Genomic DNA, 21384 nt, shown 5'->3' with positions numbered 1-21384 from the left:
AATGTCGTAGGTCTGTTCGATAATTAATGCATGAGCGACCACCACTCCCCTCACCTCGCAGACGCGGCAGCCGCCGAACCTGCGGGCCTGACTGCGATCTACTCCGGAGTGGTGCACGCGCGGCAAAAAGTCGCCGAGTGGCAAGCGACAGAAGTGGCGCTGCTCGCTGAGGCCGGCCGTATCGGTCTCGCACAGGGGGCGCGTAGCGGCTCGAGGTCGTCGCACGAACGGGAAATGCCCCTGCGTTCGATCGCAGCCGAGCTCGGCACTGTAATGCACGTCGCGGATCGCACCGCGCAAGGCCAGATCGACGAAGCGATGACGATCGTCGGCGACTATCCCGAGACGTATGGTTCGTGGGCTGCGGGTCGAATTTCTCGGGGCCACGTCACCACTGTTTTGCGCACAGGTGCTCCGATTTCGGATGCGAAGGCGCGTGCGCAGTTCGATCGTGATGTTGCGCCGATAGCTGAGGTCGAGACAACGGGGCGCTTACGAAAGCGTGCCGAAGCCCTCGCCGAGAAAGCTCAGCCTCGCACGATGGCGGAACGCCATGGCGATGCGCGCGAGTCGCGCAAAGTGTGGGTGACGCCGCTCCCCGACGGAATGGCAGAGCTGCACGCGGAACTGCCCGGAATACTGGCGCACGGCATCCACGACAGACTCACGCAGCAGGCGCGCGCAATCAAGGATGCGCGGAGAGACGCGGGTGCCGAGCCCGTTGCCGACACCGAGAAGTGTACGGATGAGCGTACCGGCGAGCGGGTGTCTGAGCGTGATGAGCGCACGACCGATCAGATCCGCGCAGACCTACTCGCAGACATGTTGCTGACGGCTGGCCCCGTGGCGGGTTTTGTTCCCGGTGACGGCACCGGCGAGGGCGGGACCGGTCTCGGGGCCATCCGGGCGATTGTGCAGGTCACTGTTCCGGCGACGAGCCTGTGCGGCTCTGATTTCGCGCCCGGAGATGCGGGGCGTATGGGGCTTGTCGACCCCGAAACCGCCCGTCGCCTCGCCGGCAACGCGCCGGGGTGGGATCGTGTGTTCACCGATCCCGTCAGTCTTAATGTTCTTGCCGTTGATCGGTATCGCCCGAGCGAGCAGCTCAAGAGACATTTGCGAGCACGGGATCAGCATTGCCGATTCGTGGGATGCCGCACGCCCGCTCACCGGTGCGATATTGACCACACCATTGATGCCGCCCTGGGAGGGCCGACCGAAGTGCGCAACTTGGCCCACCTCTGCCGAAGACACCATTCGTTGAAACATGCCACGGCGTGGAGGGTGAAGCAGAAGCCCGGCGGAGTCCTCGAATGGATCTCACCCACCGGCCACAGCTACACCGACAGACCGCCGGGCGTGATGTTCCAGCCGACGCCGCGCGATGTCACGCTTGCACCAGACACCATCACGAACGCGCAGGATGACTCTGCCCTCGCGCCGTTCTAGGCCATCGGGGCGCTGAAGGGTTCTTCGGTTGGATCGGGCTTTACTGAATCAGACGCTGTTGGGTCAGACTCTGATGCCGCGCGCGAAGCCCTGCTTGCTCGGCTCGCGGCGAAGACAGCGCCCATGCTCGCGATGATCACGAGGGCGATTCCCACGACTTCGAGCCACACCAGCTGCTGCCCGAGTAGCACCAGACCCGCCACCGCGGCGATCGCCGGTCCGAGACTCATGAGCACAGCAAACACGGATGCCGCCACCCGGCGCAACGCGATGATCTCGAACGCGTACGGAATCGTCGACGACAGCACAGCAACGGCAGCAGCAAGGGCCAGCACGTCGATGCGCCCGAGCGCTGTGCCCGCGTCGAGTATGCCGAGCGGCGCCGATATCACTGCACCCAACGCCATGGCGAGCGCGAGACCCTGGAGCCCGGGCAGTTCGCCTCCGACCTTCGCCGACGCCAAAATGTAAAACGCCCAGCTCGCCGCCGCGCCAAGGGCGAAAACGACACCGAGCGGATCGAGGCGGTCCCACCCGCCGCTACCGAGGGCAGCGACTCCGGCAAAGGCGAGCACCGCCCACAGCCACGCCGCGCGGCTCCTGCTGGCTACGATCGACAGCACGAGCGGGCCCAACACTTCGATCGTCACTGTCACCCCGAGGGCGAGGCGGTCGAGGGCAAGGTAAAAGAGCGTGTTCATCAGCGCCAACACGATTCCGAAGATCAGTATTGAGCGCCAGGTTTGCCAGGAGTGACCACGCAACGCCGGTCGGGCTATCAGGAGCAGAATCGCCGCAGAGAACACCAAACGCAGCATGACCATGCCGAGCGGCCCGGTCTGCGGGAACAGCAACACTGCGAACGAAGCCCCGACTTCTTGGCACAAAAGCCCGATCGCGACAAGCGTGATCGCCGGCGCGGAACCGAATTTCACGCCCACGTCGCGCTCATCGGAGGATCACTCCGGCAAGGGGCAGACAGCAGCCTCTGCAATAGCGTCGTGATACTGCTCCGCTGTCCAGGGGAGGCCAGCGTTGGGCGCCGTCTCACCGGACGCTGCCGGCGCCTTCGATGTGATCGCTGCAATCTGCCACGCCAAGTACGCGCCGACCTCTGCATCAGCTGCCGAGTTGTTGAGCACAACTGACACCGTCATGCCGGTCGTTGGGTCAGCGAACGATGCCGTGATGTAACCGGGGACCTTGCCGTACTGACCCACCAGGCTTGCCGCCTGGTAGGCGCCGCCCGTCGTGGTGAACCACGTCGGGCCGCTCGGGTCAGCGGGGAGGGGCGCCGCAAATCGCTCAGAGCCATCCACTCCGAGGGCATCGACAGCGAGCGCCTGTGTGTAGTGCCCGAGGTCCGTGATGTTTGTGACGACACCAGAGTTGGTGAATCCGATACTCGACGAATACTCGGTGACGTTGGCCGGGTCGGCGCAGTTAAGCGCACCCTCTTTATCTGGCAGTGAAAGCATGCCGTCGAGCGGATTTGAACCTGGGCTCGTCGCCGTGGCGCGCGGTAGCGAGGTCGATTCCATTTCGAGGGGCTCAAAGATAGTGTCGGCAAAAAGTGCCGACGCGGTCTTTTGAGTCGCGCTTTCGAGGGCAAGTCCGAGCAGCACATATCCCGCGTCAGAATCGCCCCACGCGGTTCCCGGCACGACGTCGGTGGAGCGACCCATGCCATAGGCGACGAGTTCGCGGGGCTCCCACTTGCGTTCGGGCGTCGAGAGCGCCATTGATTCGATGACCGGCCAGTACGTTCCGAGTCCAGAGGTGCCGTTGCAGAGCTCTTCAAGAGTGATAGATCCGAGGCCTGCGACGCTCGACACATACGTCGATACTGAGTCGTCAAGGGCAACAACACCGTCAGCTGCGAGCTGGTAAAGCGCATCGCAGGTCATAGCGCGCGTAATTTCAGCGCCGCGGAACGTCAGGTCTGCGGCGTCACCGCCATCAGCGATACCAAAGCCGCTGACCAACGTCCCGCTCCACGGAGCCCACACACCGACGATCGCGCCGGTGGAGCCGGTCGCGGCCATCGCAAACTCGACAGCGCTTTCGATCTCCGCTGCTGTGTCGGCAGGAAGATCAGCGTCAACCTGCTCCGGCACGTTCACCGACACTGTGGTGTCGGTGGAGCACGCCGAAAGAAGCAGTGTGCTCACTGCCAGAACAGTCCCTAGAACTGCAAAACGACGTCGACCGGATCGGGCCTGCATCCTCACCCCTCCGTGATCGTGCTTTACCGATTCAAACATACGGATATCACAGTCCCATCACATCACTCTCTAGGCTGAGAACATGCCCCATAGCTTTGACGACAATGTTCGCTCCGCCGTGCTCTCGCACATGAACGGTGACCACTCAGATGACAACCTGCTCATCGTCCGAGCGTTCGTCGACCGTGCTGCGGTGGGTGCGACGATGATCGATTTCGACGGTGACGGTGGCACATGGGACGCAGCGGATGCCGCGGGCGGCACTACCGAGGTGCACGTCGCTTGGCCGGGAGCCCCCATCACAGAGCGCGGAGAGGTGCGCCGCGAGGTTGTCGCGCTCTACGACGAAGCCTGCGTCCGTCTCGGCGTTGAACCACGACCCCACGCGTAAACTTTTACTTAGGGCAGCCTAATATTCCACTAGACTGACCGCATGAGCCACCTGACACCGTTCTCGACGGCCCTCCGCGAACGTTCCACGACAGCCCACTCCGGCAGTGAGAGCGCTGGCTTCATGGCCGACCTCATCAACGGCAAGGGCACCCGCGATGACTATGTCGCGCTCGTTGTCCAGCACTGGTTCATCTATGAAGCTCTTGAAGGCGCCGCCGATCGAATGCGCCGTGACCCCGTGGCATCCGTGTTCATCACTGACAAGCTCACGCGGATGCCGGCGCTTGAGGCTGACCTCGAATTTTTGATTGGCGCGGACTGGCGCGAACAGGTGGCGCCGCTGCCGACGACGCAACGCTACGTGGACCGCATCAATAGGGTCGCAGCAACGTGGGCGGGTGGGTTCGTCGCCCATCACTACACGCGCTACCTCGGTGATCTCTCCGGCGGGCTCTTCATCGGGCGCCTCATGAAACGTCGATTCGGCTTCGACACCAATGGCATCGGTTTCTACGTCTTCGCTGACATCGCCGATCCGAAAGAGTTCAAAGAGGTCTATCGCGACCAGCTCGATGCTGCCCCCTGGGATGACGGCGAAAAAGATCGCGTCATCGAAGAGGTGCTGCTCGCCTACCGCTTCAACACTGAGTTGTTCGAAGACCTCGCTCGCGCTAAGGCCGAAGCCGCGGCGTAACCAGCACTACGACGCCTCGGGAGCCGGAGCTGCCGGAGGCCGAAGCGCCTGTGCCATGAAACGCTGCACATCGGCATCGACACGAATATCGCTTGGCCGAAGCGGCCGCGATAGGTAAAGGCCATCGATTGACGTCAGGCGCGACAGCGCAACGTATGTCTGACCTGGGGCAAACGCCCCAGCACCAAGATCAATTACGGCACGGTCGTAGGTCTGCCCCTGCGACTTATGAATCGTCACCGCCCACGCCAATCGCAGTGGAAACTGGGTGAACTCCGCGACGATATCGCGTGAGAGTTTTCGGGATGCCGAGTCGTAGGCGTACCGGAATCGTTCCCACACTGCGGGCTCGACATCATGCTCCTGCCCATCAACCTCGACGCGCACTGTGCCTCCTGTGATGCGCGTCACAGTGCCAATCGTGCCGTTGACCCATCGTGGCGGTTCGCCGTACGTCGCCGCATCGTTGCGCAAGAACATCACCTGCGCGCCGACCTTGAGCTGAAGTTCAGGATCAGCCGGATAGAGATCGCCTCGACCGAAGTCACCGCTGATCTCGGCCTTCGCCGTTTGAGATCTCCCGGGCAGCGCATCGAGGTGTCGCCGATTGATCGACGTCACAATGTCGTTGCGTGTGGCGAGAGTAATGATCGGTGGCTCGTCGTCGCTCGATTCTGGGGGCTTTCGCGCTCCAGCATCGTTGAGCACCTGGGCGATGTCTGCGGTGACGCGTCCATAGCGCACCGCGTTGAGCATCGCTTTGAATACCGGGTCGGCCTGGCGGTGAATATCGCGAAGCTCGCGAATGTGCAGCTCAGCGCCGTGCGACCCGATATCGATAAGACCATCGCCCGAGGTCTCGCCGACCCACACGTGCGCGTCGAAGAACCAGAACGAACGGTAGTGATCTTCGATGTAGCGCAGCTCATCACCGCGGGGCGGCACCGGGGCCAGCTGATACGGGTCGCCGAACATCACGATCTGCACGCCACCGAAGGGCTCAGCCCGACGGCCCCTAGCCTGGCGCAGTGACCGGTCAATCCCGTCCATCAGGTCGGCATTGACCATAGAGATCTCGTCGATCACGAGAGTGTCAATCGCGTTCAGCAGTTTGCGAGTGGCATCGTTCTGATCGATAACGCCGTTCGCAATCAGACCGATCGGGAGACGGAACAGCGAATGGATCGTCTGACCCTCGACGTTGAGGGCGGCAACGCCTGTCGGAGCACAGATCGCGATCTGTTTCGACGTGTTGTACGTCAGATGCCGCAGCAGTGTCGATTTTCCGGTGCCGGCACGTCCCGTGACGAAGACATGCTCTCGAGTGTCTTCGATAAGTCGATAGAGCGCCTCCTGCTCTGCTGACAGGGACGGCTTGCTCACCACTCCAATGCTAGGCGTGCTGGCGGCGCTTCGTGGTACCACATGACCCCAAAGTGCATTCTGCACCGGACGCGCCGCCAGGTTTCCTAGACTGATGCTGTGGATACGGGGGTGGACACGAGTGAGCGGGATGCTGAGGCAGACCCGCCCGTCGCCGCGCCTGCGGCTCAACGCTCGTCCCAGCCCACTACGCGGCGCCGCAAGAAACAGCCTCGCACCCGACGACGGCTCGCACTCGATCTCACTGTTCTGGGTGTCATCGGCGTTCTGCTCGTCGCGGCGACAGGCGCCTCGTACTCGGTCATCTACGAACGCTTCTACAGCCCTACTGCCTTCGTCATGCGCTACCTGGAGATGCTCAGTGACGGTGAGGCCGCGAACGCACTGACGCTTCCCGGCGTTGCACTGACGGAAGCAGAGCTTCAAGCGAATGAGCTATCACCCGAGGCATCCGATGCGCTCTTGCGGAAAGCAGCACTCGGGCAGTTGAGCGACATCACTCCCATTTCGGAGAGCACCGATGGCGACATCAGCGAGGTCACGGTCTCGTACAAGGCGATGGGAAACCCCGCGACCACAACCTTCGAGGTTGCGCGCGACGGAGTGATCGGAGTCGCACCAACCTGGCGCTTCGCGACGAGCCCCCTCGGCATTGTCGACATCACAGTGCTCGGTTCGATGGAGTTCAGCGTCAACGGTTTCGAGATCGATAAGCGCCAGGTTTCGGCCGACGGCGTCGACGCAGACCCCACAGCGTCAATTCCCATGCTGGTGTTTTCTCCCGGCATCTACACTGTGTCAGTCAACACTGCGATCTCAGCCACACCCGGGGTGGCGGTGCTGGCAGATGTTCCGCTCAAAGAAGTGCCGATTCAGGTACAAGCCGAACCCACACCCGAGTTCATCGAGACAGCGCAAGAGCGCGTCACCGAGTTCTTGGCGAGTTGCGCCGAGCAGCAGGTGCTCCAACCGACAGGATGCCCCTTCGGCTTCGTCGAGCAGAATCGCATTGTTGACCTGCCGACCTGGACGGTGGTGCAGCAACCCGTAGTGACAATCAAGCCCGACGGCGCAAACTGGCGCATTCCCGACACCACCGCGATGGCCCACATCGAAGTCGCCGTGCAGTCGCTGTTCGACGGTTCAATTTCGACGCTGAGTCAAGACATTCCGTTCATCGTGAATGGCTCAATCTCAGCCTTGAGCGACGGATCAGTTTCGATCCGCGTCGGCGGTACTCCCGCAAACTAGCGTGCAGCCCGCGCGTCTTTGTCAGCAAGGGCTTGCAGCTGGGCGTTGTACTCGGCAAGCTCTGCGTCGCCCGTGCGGTCAGCCTGGCGGTCAGTGCGCCGCTGCAGGCGGTCATCATTTCGGCTCCACTGAATCGCCACAGTGATCGCAAGGATGAGCGTGGGAATCTCACCGACCGACCAGGCAACGCCGCCGCCCGTGTACTGATCTGCGAGGGGCGTGAGGCCCCATTCGCGCCCCATAGAACCGAACCACTCCGCGATGAACAGGGTCGACTGCATCATGATGGCCACACCGAAGAACGCGTGGGTTGCCATCACAGTGATGAGAGTCAAGAGACGGAAAGCGTAGGGAAAGCGGTACGGAACGGGATCGATGCCGATCAACGACTGCACGAAGAGATAGCCGGTGATCAAAAAGTGCGCAACCATCCACTCGTGGCCGAGATGGTCGTACAGCGACCACCGGAAGAGGTCGGTGTAATAAAACACCCACAGCGATCCGACGAACATCGCAGCTGTGAAGAAGGGGTTCGTGACGACACGGGCAACCGGAGTGTGTACCGCCCACAGGATCCATTCCCGGCCGCCGCGACTGCCGTCCTGTCGCTTCTCGATGGCGCGTGCAGCCAGAGTGATCGGAGAGCCGGGCACCAACAACAGCGGTATCGCCATGGTCAAGAGCATGTGCCCCATCATGTGCACGCTGAACAGATAGTCCTGGTAGACGTTGAGGGGTCCGCAGGTGACCCAGAACAACAGCGCCATACCGAGCAGCCACAGCGCGGTGCGATAGATCGGCCACTTGTCACCGCGGCGGTGCAAGCGCCAGACACCGGCGAGGTAGAAGAAGACCCCGAACGCAACGACGAATGCCCACAGCAGGTCAATCTCCCACGAGGTAAACCAGCGCGCGATCGTGAGTTCAGGTGGCAGTGGTGAGCTTGTGAGGAGTTCCGCGGGCGTCCGCACCACCGGCACGGTTTCGTCTGCGGGTGGTGCCGTGCGAGCAAGCGCCACCGCGACACCGCTCGCAATCCCCATGAAGGCGACCTCGATCGCGATGAGCAGCCAGAACAGACGGGATACCGTTTCTTGCCCGATCTTCGAAATCAACCTGAGCCGATACCACGCCGCCAACATGCCTATCGCAATCAGGACGATCACTTTCACCGCGAGCAGAGCGCCGTAGGGAGAGATGAAACCCGCCCACGACTGGACGCTCACAGTCGTACGCGCAACACCTGAAGCCGCGACTGCGACGAACGCGACGATCGCGAGACTCGAATAACGACGAAGCACCCCGCCCATCTCATCTCGAGTGAGCACTGGACGGATAACGACCAACAGCACAAGCCCGCCAACCCAGACCGCTGCACCGATCATGTGCAGGATGAGCGCGGTCATCGCGAGGTTGTGGGTCGATAGCTCGCCCGAGTGGCCCTGAGTCCCCATCGGCACGAGGGCTGCGGCAGCAAGGATTGCCACGAACAGTGTCGATGTCCAGCCACGCACAGCGAATGTGAGCACCGTCAGGACGGCACCAGCGATCGTGGTGATCAGCCACGTGCGACCGACTTCTTGCTGAATGAGAAAACGACCGAGCTGCTCGCCGAAGAGAGCGTCAGCACTCGGGGCAGCATTCGTGATGTTGACGAAGGTGAAGAATCCCGTCAGTGCCGAAGCCACTGTGAAAATTGCCGCGGATATTGATGCGGTATCGAGTGCAACTTCGAAGGCGCGCTCGCTAGCCTTCAACGCATAGAGCGCGAGCACGAGGGTTCCGAGCATGCCGGCTGCGGAAATGTTGACCAACATCGTGGCGGCAGGCAGGCCCCACCGAACCACAGGCCCGGGATCGGCTATCTGCAGCGGGTCGGCTCCACCGCCATATGCGAGGCCCCAAATAAGCCCAAGAGCCGCGGTGAGCGCGAGGATCGACGGGCCGACGGCCCTCAGCACTCGAGGATTCACTCCCCCAGCCTAAGCGGCCAAAACAACAGGGAGGACGCCGAAGCATCCTCCCTGTTGTTGACGATGGTGTCGACTACTTGACGGCAGCCTTCAGCTTCGAGCCAGCGGTCACCTTGACGCGCTTGCCGGCCGGGATCTGAATCTCTGCGCCGGTCTGGGGGTTACGGCCCGTACGTGCCGAGGTCTCAACCTGCTCGAACGCGATCCAACCCGGGATCGAAACCTTCGTGCCCTTGGCAACGGCCTCAGAAACGGTCGAGAAGAGGGAGTCGAGAACGCCCGAAACGGCGGACTGGCTTTGTCCGGTGGCGCTCGCGATGCTCGCAACGAGTTCGGTCTTGGTAATGGACTTGTCGGCCATGTGTTGTCCTCCGAGGCAGCGAGTGCCGCCTTTGATTACTGGGGTCCGGTTGGTGAACACCTTCCGGCTGGTCGGATCGACCGCCTCGACTATAGCCAATTTCCCCGGAAATACGCGGATTTAGGCTGTTGTGGCCCGAATCCCACGGCGTGTTGGGGTGAATTCACCCCGTTTTGCCATTTTTGGACGTCGGGAACACGAAAAAGGGGCGGAAGCTCCGAAGAACTCCTGCCCCTTTTCTTACGCTGTGGTGGTTACCAGCTGGACTTGGTGACACCGGGCAGTTCGCCACGGTGCGCCATGTCGCGGAAACGCACACGCGAGATGCCGAACTTCGTCAGGACACCACGGGGACGGCCATCGATGACATCGCGGCTGCGCACGCGGATGGGCGATGCGTTGCGGGGCAGCTTCTGCAGGCCGAGGCGTGCGGCTTCGCGCTGCTCGTCGGTCGAGGTCGGGTCGACCAGGGCCTTCTTGAGCTCAAGACGCTTTGCCGCGTAACGCTCGACGATGACCTTGCGCTGCTCATTACGAGCGATTTTGCTCTTCTTAGCCATGGATCAACGCTCCTCTCGGAAATCAACGTGCTTACGCACTACGGGGTCGTACTTCTTGAGCACGATGCGGTCGGGGTTATTGCGGCGGTTCTTGCGCGTCACGTAGGTGTAACCCGTGCCGGCGGTCGAACGCAGCTTGATGATCGGACGAACGTCCTGAGACTTCTTTGCCATTAGAGCTTCACACCCTTCGCAATGAGGTCCTTGACGACCGACTCGATACCGCGGGCGTCAATGACCTTGATGCCCTTAGCCGAAACGTTGAGCTTGATGTTGCGGCCCAACGACGGAACGAAATAGGTCTTCTTCTGCACGTTCGGGTCGAAGCGACGCTTCGTCCGGCGGTGCGAGTGCGAGATGTTGTGTCCGAAGCCGGGAACAGCTCCAGTCACCTGGCACACTGCTGCCATAGTAATTTCTCCTTAGTACCGTGACACCGGACGGTGCCACCCAAGATCCCTTGTCTGCGCTTTTTTCCCGCAGAACTCATCCCCGCAGAACGAGGAAGAGGAAGGAAAAAAGTGCGAACCGCGCGCTGGAGTGCGCACAGACAGGTTCAACTCTAACATGCTCGGGCGTGTCGGCTTGACTTAGGGTGCAGCACCGCGGCCCCAACGAAACGACGAAACCGTGGGATCTCCCGCAATCCAGAACCGCCACGGAAAAGCGTCGGTGCCCGCAACACCCGCAACACCAACGCGCGGCCCGGAGGCCACCCCCGCCTGCTGCGCGTTCGTCAGCCATAGCCGCACGGTAGCCCCGGCCAACTCGCTGCCTGCGATAGCGTCCACGCCGTCGTGCACCGGATGGCGGAGCCCCACAGCTGCCGCGAGCCTTCCGGGGCCACGCGCATAGTCCCGCGGTGTGTGAGCTGCGGGTCGGCGGATGGCTGCGGCATCCGCCCCTTCAACGACCTCGCCCGCGCGCACCAGCACGGCGCCGGCGACACCGGGAGGGCTGCACACGACGTTGATGCAGGTGTGGATGCCGTGGCTCAGATAGACGTACAACAATCCCGGTTCACGCCACATCGTGGCGTTGCGAGCGGTCGGTCCCATTCGTGCGTGCGATCCGGGGTCAGGCATGTCTCCCGTGCCCTGCCCGTGGTAGGCCTCCACCTCGGTAATGCGGAGGGCTACGTCTCGTCCACCGCTATGCACCTGGAGTACCCCGCCGAGAAGGCGCGGGGCGACCTCGAGCGGAAGGCCGACGAGATCATCGCGCCGAGCCGGCCGGCGACCGGCTGCCCACTCAGCCCTCACTGCAGTGGCACCTGGCACCACGAGATTGCAAGCCCCGCGAGGGCGACGACCTCGTCGTCGGTGTCGAGGTCGATCACGTGGGTCTCAACCGTGGTTGGAACCGGCAGTAGGTAGGTGTCATAGGGGTTGGCAACAATGTCAGGCGCAACGGTTACGGCGGCGTAGCGACCACTGGGAGAGACGCAACTCTGCAGCAGGGCATCTCCGGCGGCGACCGAGTACACGCTTGTCGTTGTGCCATCGGACGCTACCCGCCCAATCATCGTGCCCTGCGCGATACCGTCGTCACCGATGAGCGCGAAGGGTCGGAGCGTGCCCTCGTCGCCGGGAAGTGGCAGCACTGTGCCCGGGAGCCCATCGGTGTCGGCTGCGTCGACGAGCGGAGATTCGGTGCCATCGGTCAGGTCGATGGCGAACATGCCGTCGGCACGTTCGATTACGGCAACCGACGAACCACGCGCTATGCCATCGATCGTGACAGCGGCGCCGAGGTCGACAGCCCCGTCTCCTGTGGCATCCGTCAACAGCAGGCGACCGCCAAACGTCAGCACCAGCACACTGTCGGTATCGGGCACGAAACGCCACTGCGCGACACGAGGATCAGCGCCCTCTATCGTAACGAGCGTCGGCGCAGCCGTCGGGTCATCGAGGGATGCCGTGTAGAGCGCCGAGTTCTCGCCCGTCGTCTCAGTGAGCACAGCATCGGAGTACACGTAGCCGATGAGGTCGCCACGATCGGCGCTTTGCAGCAGAGTGATCTGCCCGTCGCCGGGGAGTGTCATGTCTGCGGGGTTCTCACCATCGAGATCGGTGACAACCAGCGTTGGCGTGGCGTCATTGCGCACCGAAATCACAAGGTGGTTGGCCGTGGCGCGAAAATCCTCGATGTGCTCGTTTTCAAAGACAGGCACCGCCGCCTCGCCGGTGAGGTCGGTGCGAAAAATCGTGTCGGCACTGTCGGTCCGCTTCAGCAGGTATGCGTCTAGCGCTGGCGTTGTGAAAGTTTCAGTGAACGTCGATGCCGGCTCCGAACCGATGCCCGTCACGCCCTTGATCGTCACCGTGTAGTCGGTTGCGTCATAGAGCGGCAACGCGAAGCGCACGCCGATGCTCCGACCCGAGGTGTCGACGGTGAAATCAGTCGCGGGAGTCACCGTCACCTGATCAGCGGTGACGTCGTTGAGCGACTGATTGGTGGTGATGATGAGCCGGGAGCCCGATGCCTGAGTCGCAGCTTCCGGGGCGACGTCAACCGATGTCACGCGCGGGCCCTGCAACGTACTCAGGAGTCCGCCGCCGAGTGCGAACACCACAAGAGCTGTGAGAACGATCGCAAACGCACTCGCGAAGGCGCGTCGCCGCCGCTGTGTCGTACGCGCGCGCCGGGATCGAACCTCGGGCGTAGCACCGCTCCTAGTACTCATACGGGTCCTGCGGCTCGTCGATCGCCGACACGTTGCTCGCAACGATGTTTAGGGAACCGTTGTCGCTCTCGCGAATCGTGCCGGAGATCTCGACCCACTGACCGGTAGCGGGCACCGAGGCATCCGCCGAGATCGCAAGGCTTGCCTGCTGCGCGTCAATAACGCAGTGCGTGATGACAAGGCGTGACAGCCGAAAGTCCCCCGTGTCATCGGAAGGCGTGACAAAGCCAGTGAGCGTGACGGTGTCGCCTTCGAAGGCGTCTGGGTTTGTCGCGGTGGCAAAAACGCTCGCCCAGTCGCCCACGCCGAACTGGGTCGTATCCCCGGTCGATGCGAGCGTGACGGCATCCGATCCACCAAACAGCTGCGGTGCTCCGACATCGCGCGACATCGCGAGCTCGGTCGAGAGCGTCGCCGCGGGCAGAACAAGCATCGAGAGCACGACGCCCGAGGCGACGACCCCGCCACTGAGAGCGGCAACTCCTCCCGGGGTGACTCGCCACGCCGAGTGTTGGTGGTCATGATCCGCAGCGCCATCCGCGTCGCCGTGATCGTGACCATGCTCTTCTTCGGCGCCCAGTGGCAGCGTAAAGCTTGCAACAGCGCCGATAAGGACGAACACCGACATACCCGCCGTGAACCACGTGGAATCGGGGTTGATGTACAGCGAAAGTTGGCCGGAAAGCGTCAGCGCGATCGTCACAACCGACAGCACCGCTGCCGTTCCGACTCCGAGCCAACGCGCGCCGATCCAGCGCGCCTGAACCAAACGTGCTTTAGCCAATGAAGTTCACCACCAGCGCGACGACAAAGGCGAAGGGTATGACAACGGCCACAATGCCAACCAGTGTTCGTGCCGTGAAAGTCGTGCGCAAGAGCGCGAGCATCTTGACGTCGACGAGCGGGCCCACCAGCAAGAACGCGACGATCGAACCCGGAGTGAAGGTCGAAGCGAAAGAAAGCGCGAAGAACGAATCGACGTTGGAACAGATCGAAACGACCATTGCCAACACGATCATCGCGGCGATCGAGTAAACCGGATTCGATCCGATTTCAAGGAGAGCTTCCCGCGACACGATCACCTGGACTGCGCCCGCGATTGCCGACCCGATGATCAGCGCCGGCATCACCGCCCGCAGTTCGATGACGAACTGGGCAATGCTCCGACGGCCCTTCCCACCGGTTTCGCCGGAGACGAGTACACACGTGTCGCGAAAGCGGTCGGTAAGTAGCGCGTCGGGTGAGGGATGCCGGCTGTACAGCCATCCGATGAGGTTCGCGATGAGGTACCCACCCACGAGCCGCGCGATGAGGATGCCATCGCTGAACCCGAATGCGGCATGGGTCGTGATGATCACGATCGGATTGACGATGGGGGCAGCGATAAGAAACGCAAGCGTCTCGGCTACGCCGAAGCCACGGATCAGAAGGCCGCGCGCAAACGGCACGTTGCCGCATTCGCACACCGGAATCAGCATGCCGAGGAGCGACAGCACAGCGCGGCGCGCCCAGGCTCGGCGTGGCATCCAACGCTCGATCACACCGGGCGGAACCCACACCTGAACGACGATCGAAAGGATGACGCCGAGAGCGACAAACGGCAAGGATTCGATCAGCACGCTGATGGCGAGGGTCAGTCCGTCTTGCGCACGGTCAGAGAGCGGCGCCGTAAAAAGCGTCGGCGCGAACCGATCGATGAGAAAAAGCGCCGCGACGGCGGCAAAGCCAACACCTGCGCCTACTGCCCACCCGCGAGTGGAAACCGGCGCACGTGTGTCAGCGCGCGTCAGACTCATTTGCAGCAATTCGCGTGCACGACTCGCAGAGTCCGAAGATGTCGACGACGTGTTCCGCGTGGGTAAATCCATGGGCAGCTGCGGTGTCGTGCGCCCACTGCTCAACGTCGGTGGCAGCGATTTCGACGGTCAGCCCACAACGTCGGCAGATCAAGTGGTGATGGTGGCCGCTCGTTGAACACGCCCGATAGAGGCTCTCGCCGTCAGGGCTCTGGAGCGAATCCGCTTCACCTGTGGCGGCAAGGCCCGCGAGCGCCCGGTACACGGTGGCAAGTCCGATACCCGTGTTGTCGTCGCGAAGTCGCGCATGCAGTGATTGCGCGCTCACGAAACCACTCTCTGAAGAGAGCTCTTCGCGCACGCGCTCGCGCTGCCACGTATTGCGCTGAACCATAGGCGGGAGTCTAACGGCCGGTGTTGTGGGTCTACCGAGAGAGTTGACTCACACCCGTCATGCGGCACGCATCGTGCTGTCTCTTCGCGCACCGATGAGACGGCACACGAGGTAGATCGCGAACGAAATCGTTGTGATGTACGGACTCACCGGCAGGGTGCCAGCGACAGCTAACAGGATGCCGCCGACCGCCGACACGAACCCGAACACGGCCGAGAGCACCGGCACGATGAGTGGACCGTGCGCCACACGCATTGCCGCCGCAGCCGGGGTGACAAGGAGTGCCATCACCAAAAGCGCGCCGATGATGTGCACGGCAACAGCGACAACCAGACCCAGCAGCAGCATGAACAGCAGCGACACAGTGCGGGTCGGAACCCCACGCGCGGCGGCTGACTGGGGGTCGAGCGAGTCGAACCGCAGCGGACGCCAAATGACCAGCAGGCCGACCAAGACCACGGCGCTGATTGCGATGAGCCAGGTGAGCTGCGACGACTGCACCGAGACGATCTGGCCCGTCAGCAAGCTGAAGCGATTGGCGCTGCGTCCGCTGTAGAGCGAAAGAAACAGGATGCCGAGCCCCAGCCCGAACGGCATCAGCACACCGATAATCGAGTTGCGATCGCGGGCGCGCGCGCCCAACCATCCGATGATTGCCGCAGCGAGCACCGAACCGACGATTGAGCCGGCGACGACGTCGAAGCCCAGCAACAGGGCCGCGGCTGCTCCCGCAAACGACAGCTCGCTAATACCGTGGACTGCGAACGCCATGTCACGCTGCATGATGAACACACCGATGAGCCCGCCCACCAGTCCGAGGGCGGCCCCGGCCCACAGCGAATTCTGCACCAGAGCGAGAATCGCGCCGTATTGCGAAACGCCGCCAAAGAGCGCGTCGCCGATGTCAGACCAATTCATACCTGGTCCTCTTCATCGTGGTGGTGATGGTGCGACTCTTGGGCATCGGGTGCGCCAACCACGACGAGCCGGTCACCGGCGCGCAAGACTAACACCGGCGCTCCGTAGAGGTCGCTCAGCACCTCAGAGGTGAGAACCTCTTCGGGCGCTCCGAGGGTGAATCGGCCATTGGCGATGTAAAGGATGCGGTCAACCGCTGAGAGGACCGGGTTGATGTCGTGTGTTACCAACAGCACAGCGGCCTGCCGCTCACGACGGTGCCGGTCGATGAGGCGGATCACCGCCTGCTGATTTGCGAGGTCAAGGCTCGTGAGCGGTTCGTCACACAGCAGCAGCTTGGGGTCATCGGCGAGCGCTTGTCCTACGCGAAGACGTTGCTGCTCACCGCCCGAAAGGACTCCCACCGCGCGGTCACCAAACTCGATGCCGCCGACATCTTCGAGGAGAGCATCTATACGCACACGATCGCCACGGCGCGGGAATGGCAGCCCAAAGCGGTGTCCATCGACACCGAGGGCGATCAAGTCGCGGCCACGCATCGCAGTGTCGCGCGGCAGAGGCCGCTGCTGCGGGATGTACCCGATTCGCCGGTTTCCCGCTCGGCGAACAGGTTCACCGAGAGCCTCGATGCTGCCCTGAGACAGCTTGTCGAGGCCGAGAACCGCCCGGAGCAATGTCGTCTTTCCGGCGCCACTCGGGCCCAGAACCGCGATCATTTCACCGGGCGCAACTTCGAGGTCGAGGCCCGACCAGAGCTCTCGACCATCGCGACGAAGCGCCGCTCCGGTGATCCGAAGCGGCGCCGCGTCAGCGGTCACTTGGTTAGCGCGCCGGCGAGGGCTGCGACGTTCTCCTGCATCCATTGAATGTAAGTCTCGCCGTCCGGGAGCGTTTCTGTGAACTCGAGCACGGGAATTCCCTGTGCGTTTGCCACGTCGATCACCTGGGTCGTTTCGGCGCCACCGGTCTGTGCGTTGGCAATCAGCACCTTGACGTCACCCGATTCGATGGCGGTCTTCGCTTCGAGCAGCGTCGCCGGGGGCACGTCCTGGCCCTCTTCGACAGCCTCGCTGAATTCATCAGGTGTGGCATTTTCAAGTCCGGCTGCAGCAACCAGGTAGCCCGGCACTGGCTCAGTGTAGAAGACGGCCTCACCCTCGTGCCCAGCCTTGATCTCATCAAGGCTCGCTTCGAGATCGGCTACCTGAGATTCGAAGCTTTCTAGGTTTGCAGCGAACGTGTCGGCCTGATCGGGAAGCTGGGTTGACAGCTCCTGTGCGATTGCCTCTGCGACGTGCTCGACCGTGTGCGGGTCGTACCAGACGTGCTCGTTGAACCCCTCGATGTGATCGTGGTCGTGCTCTTCTTCGGCGTGCGGCTCGTCTTCGAGCGAATCCGTCGTGTGCTCGTCTGCTTCATCGCCCGGCCAGGAGTGCGAGTACTCGGCGGCGACGATGACGGGAGCAGTTGAGCCGGAAGCGTCGATCATCGTGTCGATGAACGAGTCATACCCGCCACCATTCGACACGATCAGATCGGCACTTTGAACCGTGAGCTGGTCGCCTGCTGTCGCTTCATATCCATGGGGGTCTTGAGCGGCAGACGCGATGATCGGTGTGACCGTCGCGGCGTCTCCCGCAATCTGCTGCGCGATATCTCCGTAGACGTTGGTTGACGACACGAGGCTGAACAAGTTGTCGTCAGTTGCCGCGGGAGTGGCGCTCGTCGAGGCGCATCCGGCGAGTGCGAGGGCTGAAACGGCCGCGACAGCGACCAACGCAAGGGGTTTGACTTTGGGGGGCATGACAATCACTATACGTTACTGATAATCGTTATCAAAACCAGTAACGGACACGAAATCGCTAACGGACCTGAGCCCTCAGTCGAGCAGCAGTGCAGGCTCCTCAAGAATCGACGCGATGTCGGCGATGAAGCGTGAGACGCCGTCGCCGTCGACAACCCGGTGATCGAACGACCCCGACACCGTCGTCACCCAGCGAGGCCGTACTTCCCCGTCGACGACCCACGGCTTCTGGCGGATCGTTCCCAGTGCGACGATCCCGACTTCGCCGGGGTTGATGATCGGGGTACCGGCATCCATGCCGAAGACGCCGATGTTCGTGATTGTGATCGTGCCGTTCTGCTGGTCGGCGGGCGTCGTTTTGCCCTCACGCGCGGTGAGAGTGAGCTTCTCAAGCGACTGCGCCAGCCCACGCATGTTGAGATCCTGCGCGTCTTTGATGTTCGGCACGAGGAGGCCTCGCGGCGTCGCCGCGGCAATGCCGAGGTTGACATAGTGGCGCACGCGAATCTGTGCGCCGCCCCCCTCGTCGTCATCAATCCATGCGGCGTTGACCATCGGCGTGCGTCGCACGGCCCAGATCACGGCGCGGGCCATGATCAGCAGCGGCGACACCTTGGTGTCAGCGAAATCAGGCGACGCTTTGAGTCGCTTGACGAGTTCCATCGTGCGGGTTGCGTCGACGTCGGTCCACACCGACACGTGCGGGGCTGTGTAGGCACTGCTCGTCATCGCGCTGGCCGTTGCCTTGCGCACGCCCCGTACGGGAATTGATTCCTCACGCGCATCGGTCGTCGCCGCAGGAACAGACTCGGCGACAGAGATCGTTTCTTCGCGCACCTCGGGCCACTCGGGCGTCTCGATGTTGCGGAAGACGCTCGCCTGGGACGCATGACGAACGACATCTTCGCGCAGCACCTCGCCGGATGCCCCGCTTGGGCTGACTTCGGCGAGGTCTACGCCGAGGTCGCGAGCAAGTTTGCGAATCGGAGGCTTTGCCACCACGCCGACGGCGGAAGTCACGGGCTTCTCGGCAGGTTTACGGCGACGCGATGCCACCTGACCACCCGTGCCGTATCCAACGAGCACCGAGCCGCCGGCATCAGCTTCTTCGGCGGGTGCTGCAGGCTGCTCGCGAGGTGCGGCAGCACCGCTGCCGATCGTGATGATCGGCGCGCCGACCTCAATCGTGTCGCCCTCTGCCGCGAGAAGGTCACCGACTGTGCCCTCAAACGGCGAGGGCAGCTCGACGAGCGACTTAGCCGTTTCAATCTCGACAAGCACGTCGTTGACCGCGACAGTGTCGCCGGGGGCAACTCGCCATGAGACGATTTCGGCTTCAGTCAATCCCTCACCGACATCGGGGAGAAGAAAGGTTTGGGTGCTCATCCGGATTCCTAACTGGGTGCGAGCTCAGTATGCGAGCGCGCGGTCGACGGCTTCGAGGATGCGATCGGGGTCGGGCAGGTAAACGCCCTCAAGCTTCGCGGGCGGGAAGGGAACATCGAATCCCGAGACTCGGAGAACCGGAGCTTCGAGAGAGTAAAACGCACGCTCGGTGACGGTCGCCGCCACTTCGCTGCCAACACTCGTGAAGCCGGGCGCTTCTTGCGCGTAGACCATGCGACCCGTGCGACGCACCGAATCGAGAATCGGCGCGTAGTCGATGGGCGACAGAGAGCGGACGTCGATGACCTCGCAACTTGTACCCTCGGCCTCGGCGAGCGCCGCCGCCTGCAGGAGAGTTGTGACCATCGCACCGTGGCCGACGAGAGTGACATCGGTTCCGCGGCGCACAACGCGACTCGCGTGGAGGTCGATCGCGCGCTCAGAAGTATCAACTTCGCCCTTTTGCCAGTACTTGGCCTTCGGTTCGAGGAAGATCACAGGGTCATTGGACGCAATGGCATCCTGAATCATCCAGTAGGCGTCGTTTGCCGTTGAGGGGCTCACGACACGAAGACCCGCCGTGTGAGTGAAGTACGCTTCGGGGCTTTCCTGGTGGTGCTCAATTGCGCCGATGTGCCCGCCGTAGGGAATGCGGATGACAACAGGCATGCTGACGGCGCCCTCGTGGCGGTTCGTAAACTTCGCAAGCTGCGTCGTGATCTGGTCGAAGCCAGGAAAGACGAAACCATCGAACTGGATTTCGCACACGGGGCGAAAGCCTGCCATGGCAAGGCCGATCGCGGTGCCGATGATTCCCGACTCGGCAAGAGGTGTGTCAACGACTCGCTGTGGACCGAATTCAGCCTGCAGGCCCTCTGTCACGCGGAAGACACCACCGAGTGGGCCGATGTCTTCACCAGTCAACAGCACTCGATCGTTTTCGCTCAGCGCGCGGCGAAGTCCCGCATTGAGGGCCTTGCCGAGGGGCATCGTCGTGGTTTCGCTCATGATGCGTCCTCCCCCATCGATGCCTCGTAGCGGGCAAGCCATGCCCGCTGCTCTTCGATCACGGGATGTGGTTCCGAATACACGTTTTCAAACATCGAGTCAGCCGGGATGCCACCAAGGGCGACCGTGCGTGCACGCGCGTCTTCTGCGAGGTCGTCGCCTTCGGCATCGATGTCAGTGAAGAAGCTCTCCGAAGCGCCGCGGTTCTCAAGGAATGCGCGCATGCGGAGGATCGGGTCGCGAAGTGCCCACGCTTCTTCTTCTTCGCTCGTGCGGTATTTGGTGGGGTCATCGCTCGTCGTGTGAGCGCCACGGCGATAGGTGACGGCTTCGATAGCGCGCGGACCCCCGCCTGAGCGCGCACCATCAAGCGCGTCACGGGTCACCGCATAGTTTGCAAGCACATCGTTGCCGTCGACCTGGATCGACGGCATGCCGTACCCCTCGCCGCGGCGGTAGAGCGGAGCACGCGACTGTGTTGCCACCGGCACCGAGATTGCCCACTGGTTGTTCTGCAAGAAAAACACCTGCGGCGTTTGGGTGCTCGCGGCGAACACCATCGCTTCGTGTACGTCGCCCTGGCTCGAGGCGCCGTCGCCGTAGTAGACGATGACGGCTTCGTCGGTGTCGAGGTTTCCGGTGCCCTGTTTCTTGTCGTAGACAAGTCCGGTGGCAAAGCCGGTGGCATGGAGGGTCTGCGACGCCAAAACCAGAGTGTAGATGTGGGTGTTGCCGTTCTTGGGATCGAACGGATCCCACCCGCCGTGGGTCACGCCGCGCATCAATCGAATGATGTCGAGCGGGTCAACGCCACGAATCATGCATACGGCGTGCTCACGGTACGACGGAAAGATGTGGTCCTGTGAGCGGGCGGCGCGGGCAGAGCCCACTTGGGCTGCCTCCTGGCCGAACGAGGGCGGCCACAGCGCAAGCTGGCCCTGACGCTGCAGGTTCGTGGCTTGGCGATCAAACGCGCGGGCCAGCGCCATATCGCGATAAAAGGACTCGAGCTCGGCGTCGGTCAGGGCGGCAACCGCGTCGAGATAGGGCTCAGCGGCGGCCGTCGGGCTCATCGTCCCATTCGGGTTGAGGATGCGCACGAC

Annotated in this window: 23 protein-coding genes; 4 read left to right on the top strand and 19 right to left on the bottom strand. The window is 62.6% G+C overall.

The window, feature by feature from the left end:
- Positions 1-30 precede the first annotated feature (30 nt).
- Positions 31-1449: an HNH endonuclease signature motif containing protein gene (locus tag FHS06_RS03170; RefSeq protein ID WP_167045328.1), complete on the top strand. Its 1419-nt coding sequence runs from the start codon at positions 31-33 to the stop codon at positions 1447-1449.
- Here FHS06_RS03170 and FHS06_RS03165 read toward each other — a convergent pair.
- Together FHS06_RS03165 and FHS06_RS03160 are read right to left on the bottom strand one after the other, a co-directional pair.
- Positions 1446-2390 (bottom strand): EamA family transporter, encoded by a 945-nt coding sequence (locus tag FHS06_RS03165; RefSeq protein ID WP_310734862.1) that lies wholly within the window; start codon positions 2388-2390, stop codon positions 1446-1448. The two genes, FHS06_RS03170 and FHS06_RS03165, sit on opposite strands and share 4 nt — an antisense overlap.
- An 18-nt stretch (positions 2391-2408) precedes the next feature.
- The gene (locus FHS06_RS03160) at positions 2409-3620 is read right to left on the bottom strand and encodes a serine hydrolase domain-containing protein (protein WP_310734863.1); all 1212 of its coding nucleotides are present in this window, start codon (positions 3618-3620) and stop codon (positions 2409-2411) included.
- Between the two features lie 136 nt (positions 3621-3756).
- Between FHS06_RS03160 and FHS06_RS03155 the strand changes: the two genes are divergently transcribed.
- Both FHS06_RS03155 and FHS06_RS03150 read left to right on the top strand, forming a co-directional pair.
- Positions 3757-4065: a DUF2470 domain-containing protein gene (locus FHS06_RS03155; protein WP_167045322.1), complete on the top strand. Its 309-nt coding sequence runs from the start codon at positions 3757-3759 to the stop codon at positions 4063-4065.
- 42 nt (positions 4066-4107) lie between these two features.
- A complete protein-coding gene (locus FHS06_RS03150) occupies positions 4108-4761 on the top strand; it encodes a biliverdin-producing heme oxygenase (RefSeq protein ID WP_167045320.1) in 654 nt (217 codons plus the stop codon).
- 6 nt (positions 4762-4767) lie between these two features.
- On the opposite strand, the gene FHS06_RS03145 is transcribed toward FHS06_RS03150, so the two are convergent.
- On the bottom strand, positions 4768-6144 hold the full coding sequence (locus tag FHS06_RS03145) for an ATP-dependent DNA helicase (protein ID WP_167045317.1): 1377 nt from the start codon (positions 6142-6144) through the stop codon (positions 4768-4770).
- A 99-nt stretch (positions 6145-6243) separates the two neighbouring features.
- Between FHS06_RS03145 and FHS06_RS03140 the strand changes: the two genes are divergently transcribed.
- The gene (locus tag FHS06_RS03140) at positions 6244-7395 is read left to right on the top strand and encodes a hypothetical protein (protein WP_310734864.1); all 1152 of its coding nucleotides are present in this window, start codon (positions 6244-6246) and stop codon (positions 7393-7395) included.
- Here the strand turns inward: FHS06_RS03140 and FHS06_RS03135 are convergent.
- The 16 genes from FHS06_RS03135 to FHS06_RS03060 form a co-directional block, all read right to left on the bottom strand.
- Entirely contained in the window at positions 7392-9368 is a 1977-nt protein-coding gene (locus FHS06_RS03135; protein WP_167045314.1) for a bifunctional copper resistance protein CopD/cytochrome c oxidase assembly protein, read from the bottom strand. The genes FHS06_RS03140 and FHS06_RS03135 overlap by 4 nt on opposite strands.
- A gap of 73 nt (positions 9369-9441) precedes the next feature.
- Positions 9442-9729, bottom strand: a complete 288-nt coding sequence (locus FHS06_RS03130; protein WP_165140422.1) for an HU family DNA-binding protein — start codon at positions 9727-9729, stop codon at positions 9442-9444.
- 254 nt (positions 9730-9983) lie between these two features.
- Positions 9984-10289, bottom strand: a complete 306-nt coding sequence (rpsN, locus tag FHS06_RS03125) for a 30S ribosomal protein S14 (protein ID WP_165140424.1) — start codon at positions 10287-10289, stop codon at positions 9984-9986.
- 3 nt (positions 10290-10292) lie between these two features.
- A complete protein-coding gene (rpmG, locus tag FHS06_RS03120) occupies positions 10293-10463 on the bottom strand; it encodes a 50S ribosomal protein L33 (protein WP_165140426.1) in 171 nt (56 codons plus the stop codon).
- Complete coding sequence (gene rpmB, locus FHS06_RS03115) at positions 10463-10699, bottom strand: 50S ribosomal protein L28 (RefSeq protein ID WP_165140428.1); 237 nt, start codon at positions 10697-10699, stop codon at positions 10463-10465. The genes rpmG and rpmB overlap by 1 nt, the downstream gene beginning before the upstream one ends.
- A 180-nt stretch (positions 10700-10879) precedes the next feature.
- On the bottom strand, positions 10880-11569 hold the full coding sequence (locus FHS06_RS03110; protein ID WP_310734865.1) for a DNA-3-methyladenine glycosylase: 690 nt from the start codon (positions 11567-11569) through the stop codon (positions 10880-10882).
- Positions 11548-12975 (bottom strand): hypothetical protein, encoded by a 1428-nt coding sequence (locus FHS06_RS03105; protein ID WP_167045312.1) that lies wholly within the window; start codon positions 12973-12975, stop codon positions 11548-11550. Before FHS06_RS03105 ends, FHS06_RS03110 begins: the two co-directional genes overlap by 22 nt.
- Positions 12965-13759: a TIGR03943 family putative permease subunit gene (locus tag FHS06_RS03100; RefSeq protein ID WP_243845245.1), complete on the bottom strand. Its 795-nt coding sequence runs from the start codon at positions 13757-13759 to the stop codon at positions 12965-12967. Before FHS06_RS03100 ends, FHS06_RS03105 begins: the two co-directional genes overlap by 11 nt.
- Positions 13752-14771: a permease gene (locus FHS06_RS03095; RefSeq protein ID WP_167045310.1), complete on the bottom strand. Its 1020-nt coding sequence runs from the start codon at positions 14769-14771 to the stop codon at positions 13752-13754. Before FHS06_RS03095 ends, FHS06_RS03100 begins: the two co-directional genes overlap by 8 nt.
- Positions 14752-15165, bottom strand: coding sequence for a Fur family transcriptional regulator (locus FHS06_RS03090; protein WP_167045309.1), 414 nt, complete (start codon positions 15163-15165; stop codon positions 14752-14754). The genes FHS06_RS03095 and FHS06_RS03090 overlap by 20 nt, the downstream gene beginning before the upstream one ends.
- Before the next feature lie 57 nt (positions 15166-15222).
- The gene (locus tag FHS06_RS03085) at positions 15223-16083 is read right to left on the bottom strand and encodes a metal ABC transporter permease (protein ID WP_167045307.1); all 861 of its coding nucleotides are present in this window, start codon (positions 16081-16083) and stop codon (positions 15223-15225) included.
- Complete coding sequence (locus tag FHS06_RS03080) at positions 16080-16946, bottom strand: metal ABC transporter ATP-binding protein (protein WP_182486528.1); 867 nt, start codon at positions 16944-16946, stop codon at positions 16080-16082. Before FHS06_RS03080 ends, FHS06_RS03085 begins: the two co-directional genes overlap by 4 nt.
- Complete coding sequence (locus FHS06_RS03075; RefSeq protein WP_167045303.1) at positions 16898-17887, bottom strand: metal ABC transporter solute-binding protein, Zn/Mn family; 990 nt, start codon at positions 17885-17887, stop codon at positions 16898-16900. The genes FHS06_RS03080 and FHS06_RS03075 overlap by 49 nt, the downstream gene beginning before the upstream one ends.
- A 75-nt stretch (positions 17888-17962) precedes the next feature.
- Positions 17963-19273: a dihydrolipoamide acetyltransferase family protein gene (locus tag FHS06_RS03070; RefSeq protein WP_167045301.1), complete on the bottom strand. Its 1311-nt coding sequence runs from the start codon at positions 19271-19273 to the stop codon at positions 17963-17965.
- A 24-nt stretch (positions 19274-19297) separates the two neighbouring features.
- Positions 19298-20281, bottom strand: coding sequence for an alpha-ketoacid dehydrogenase subunit beta (locus FHS06_RS03065; protein ID WP_167045298.1), 984 nt, complete (start codon positions 20279-20281; stop codon positions 19298-19300).
- Positions 20278-21354, bottom strand: a complete 1077-nt coding sequence (locus FHS06_RS03060; RefSeq protein WP_167047840.1) for a thiamine pyrophosphate-dependent dehydrogenase E1 component subunit alpha — start codon at positions 21352-21354, stop codon at positions 20278-20280. The genes FHS06_RS03065 and FHS06_RS03060 overlap by 4 nt, the downstream gene beginning before the upstream one ends.
- Positions 21355-21384: the final 30 nt, after the last annotated feature.

The sequence above is a fragment of the Microbacterium halimionae genome, assembly GCF_011761265.1.
GTDB classification, from domain to species: domain Bacteria; phylum Actinomycetota; class Actinomycetes; order Actinomycetales; family Microbacteriaceae; genus Microbacterium; species Microbacterium halimionae.
The sequence above is the reverse complement of the archived record's forward strand: the minus strand, read 5'-3'. Positions and strand labels throughout refer to the sequence as shown.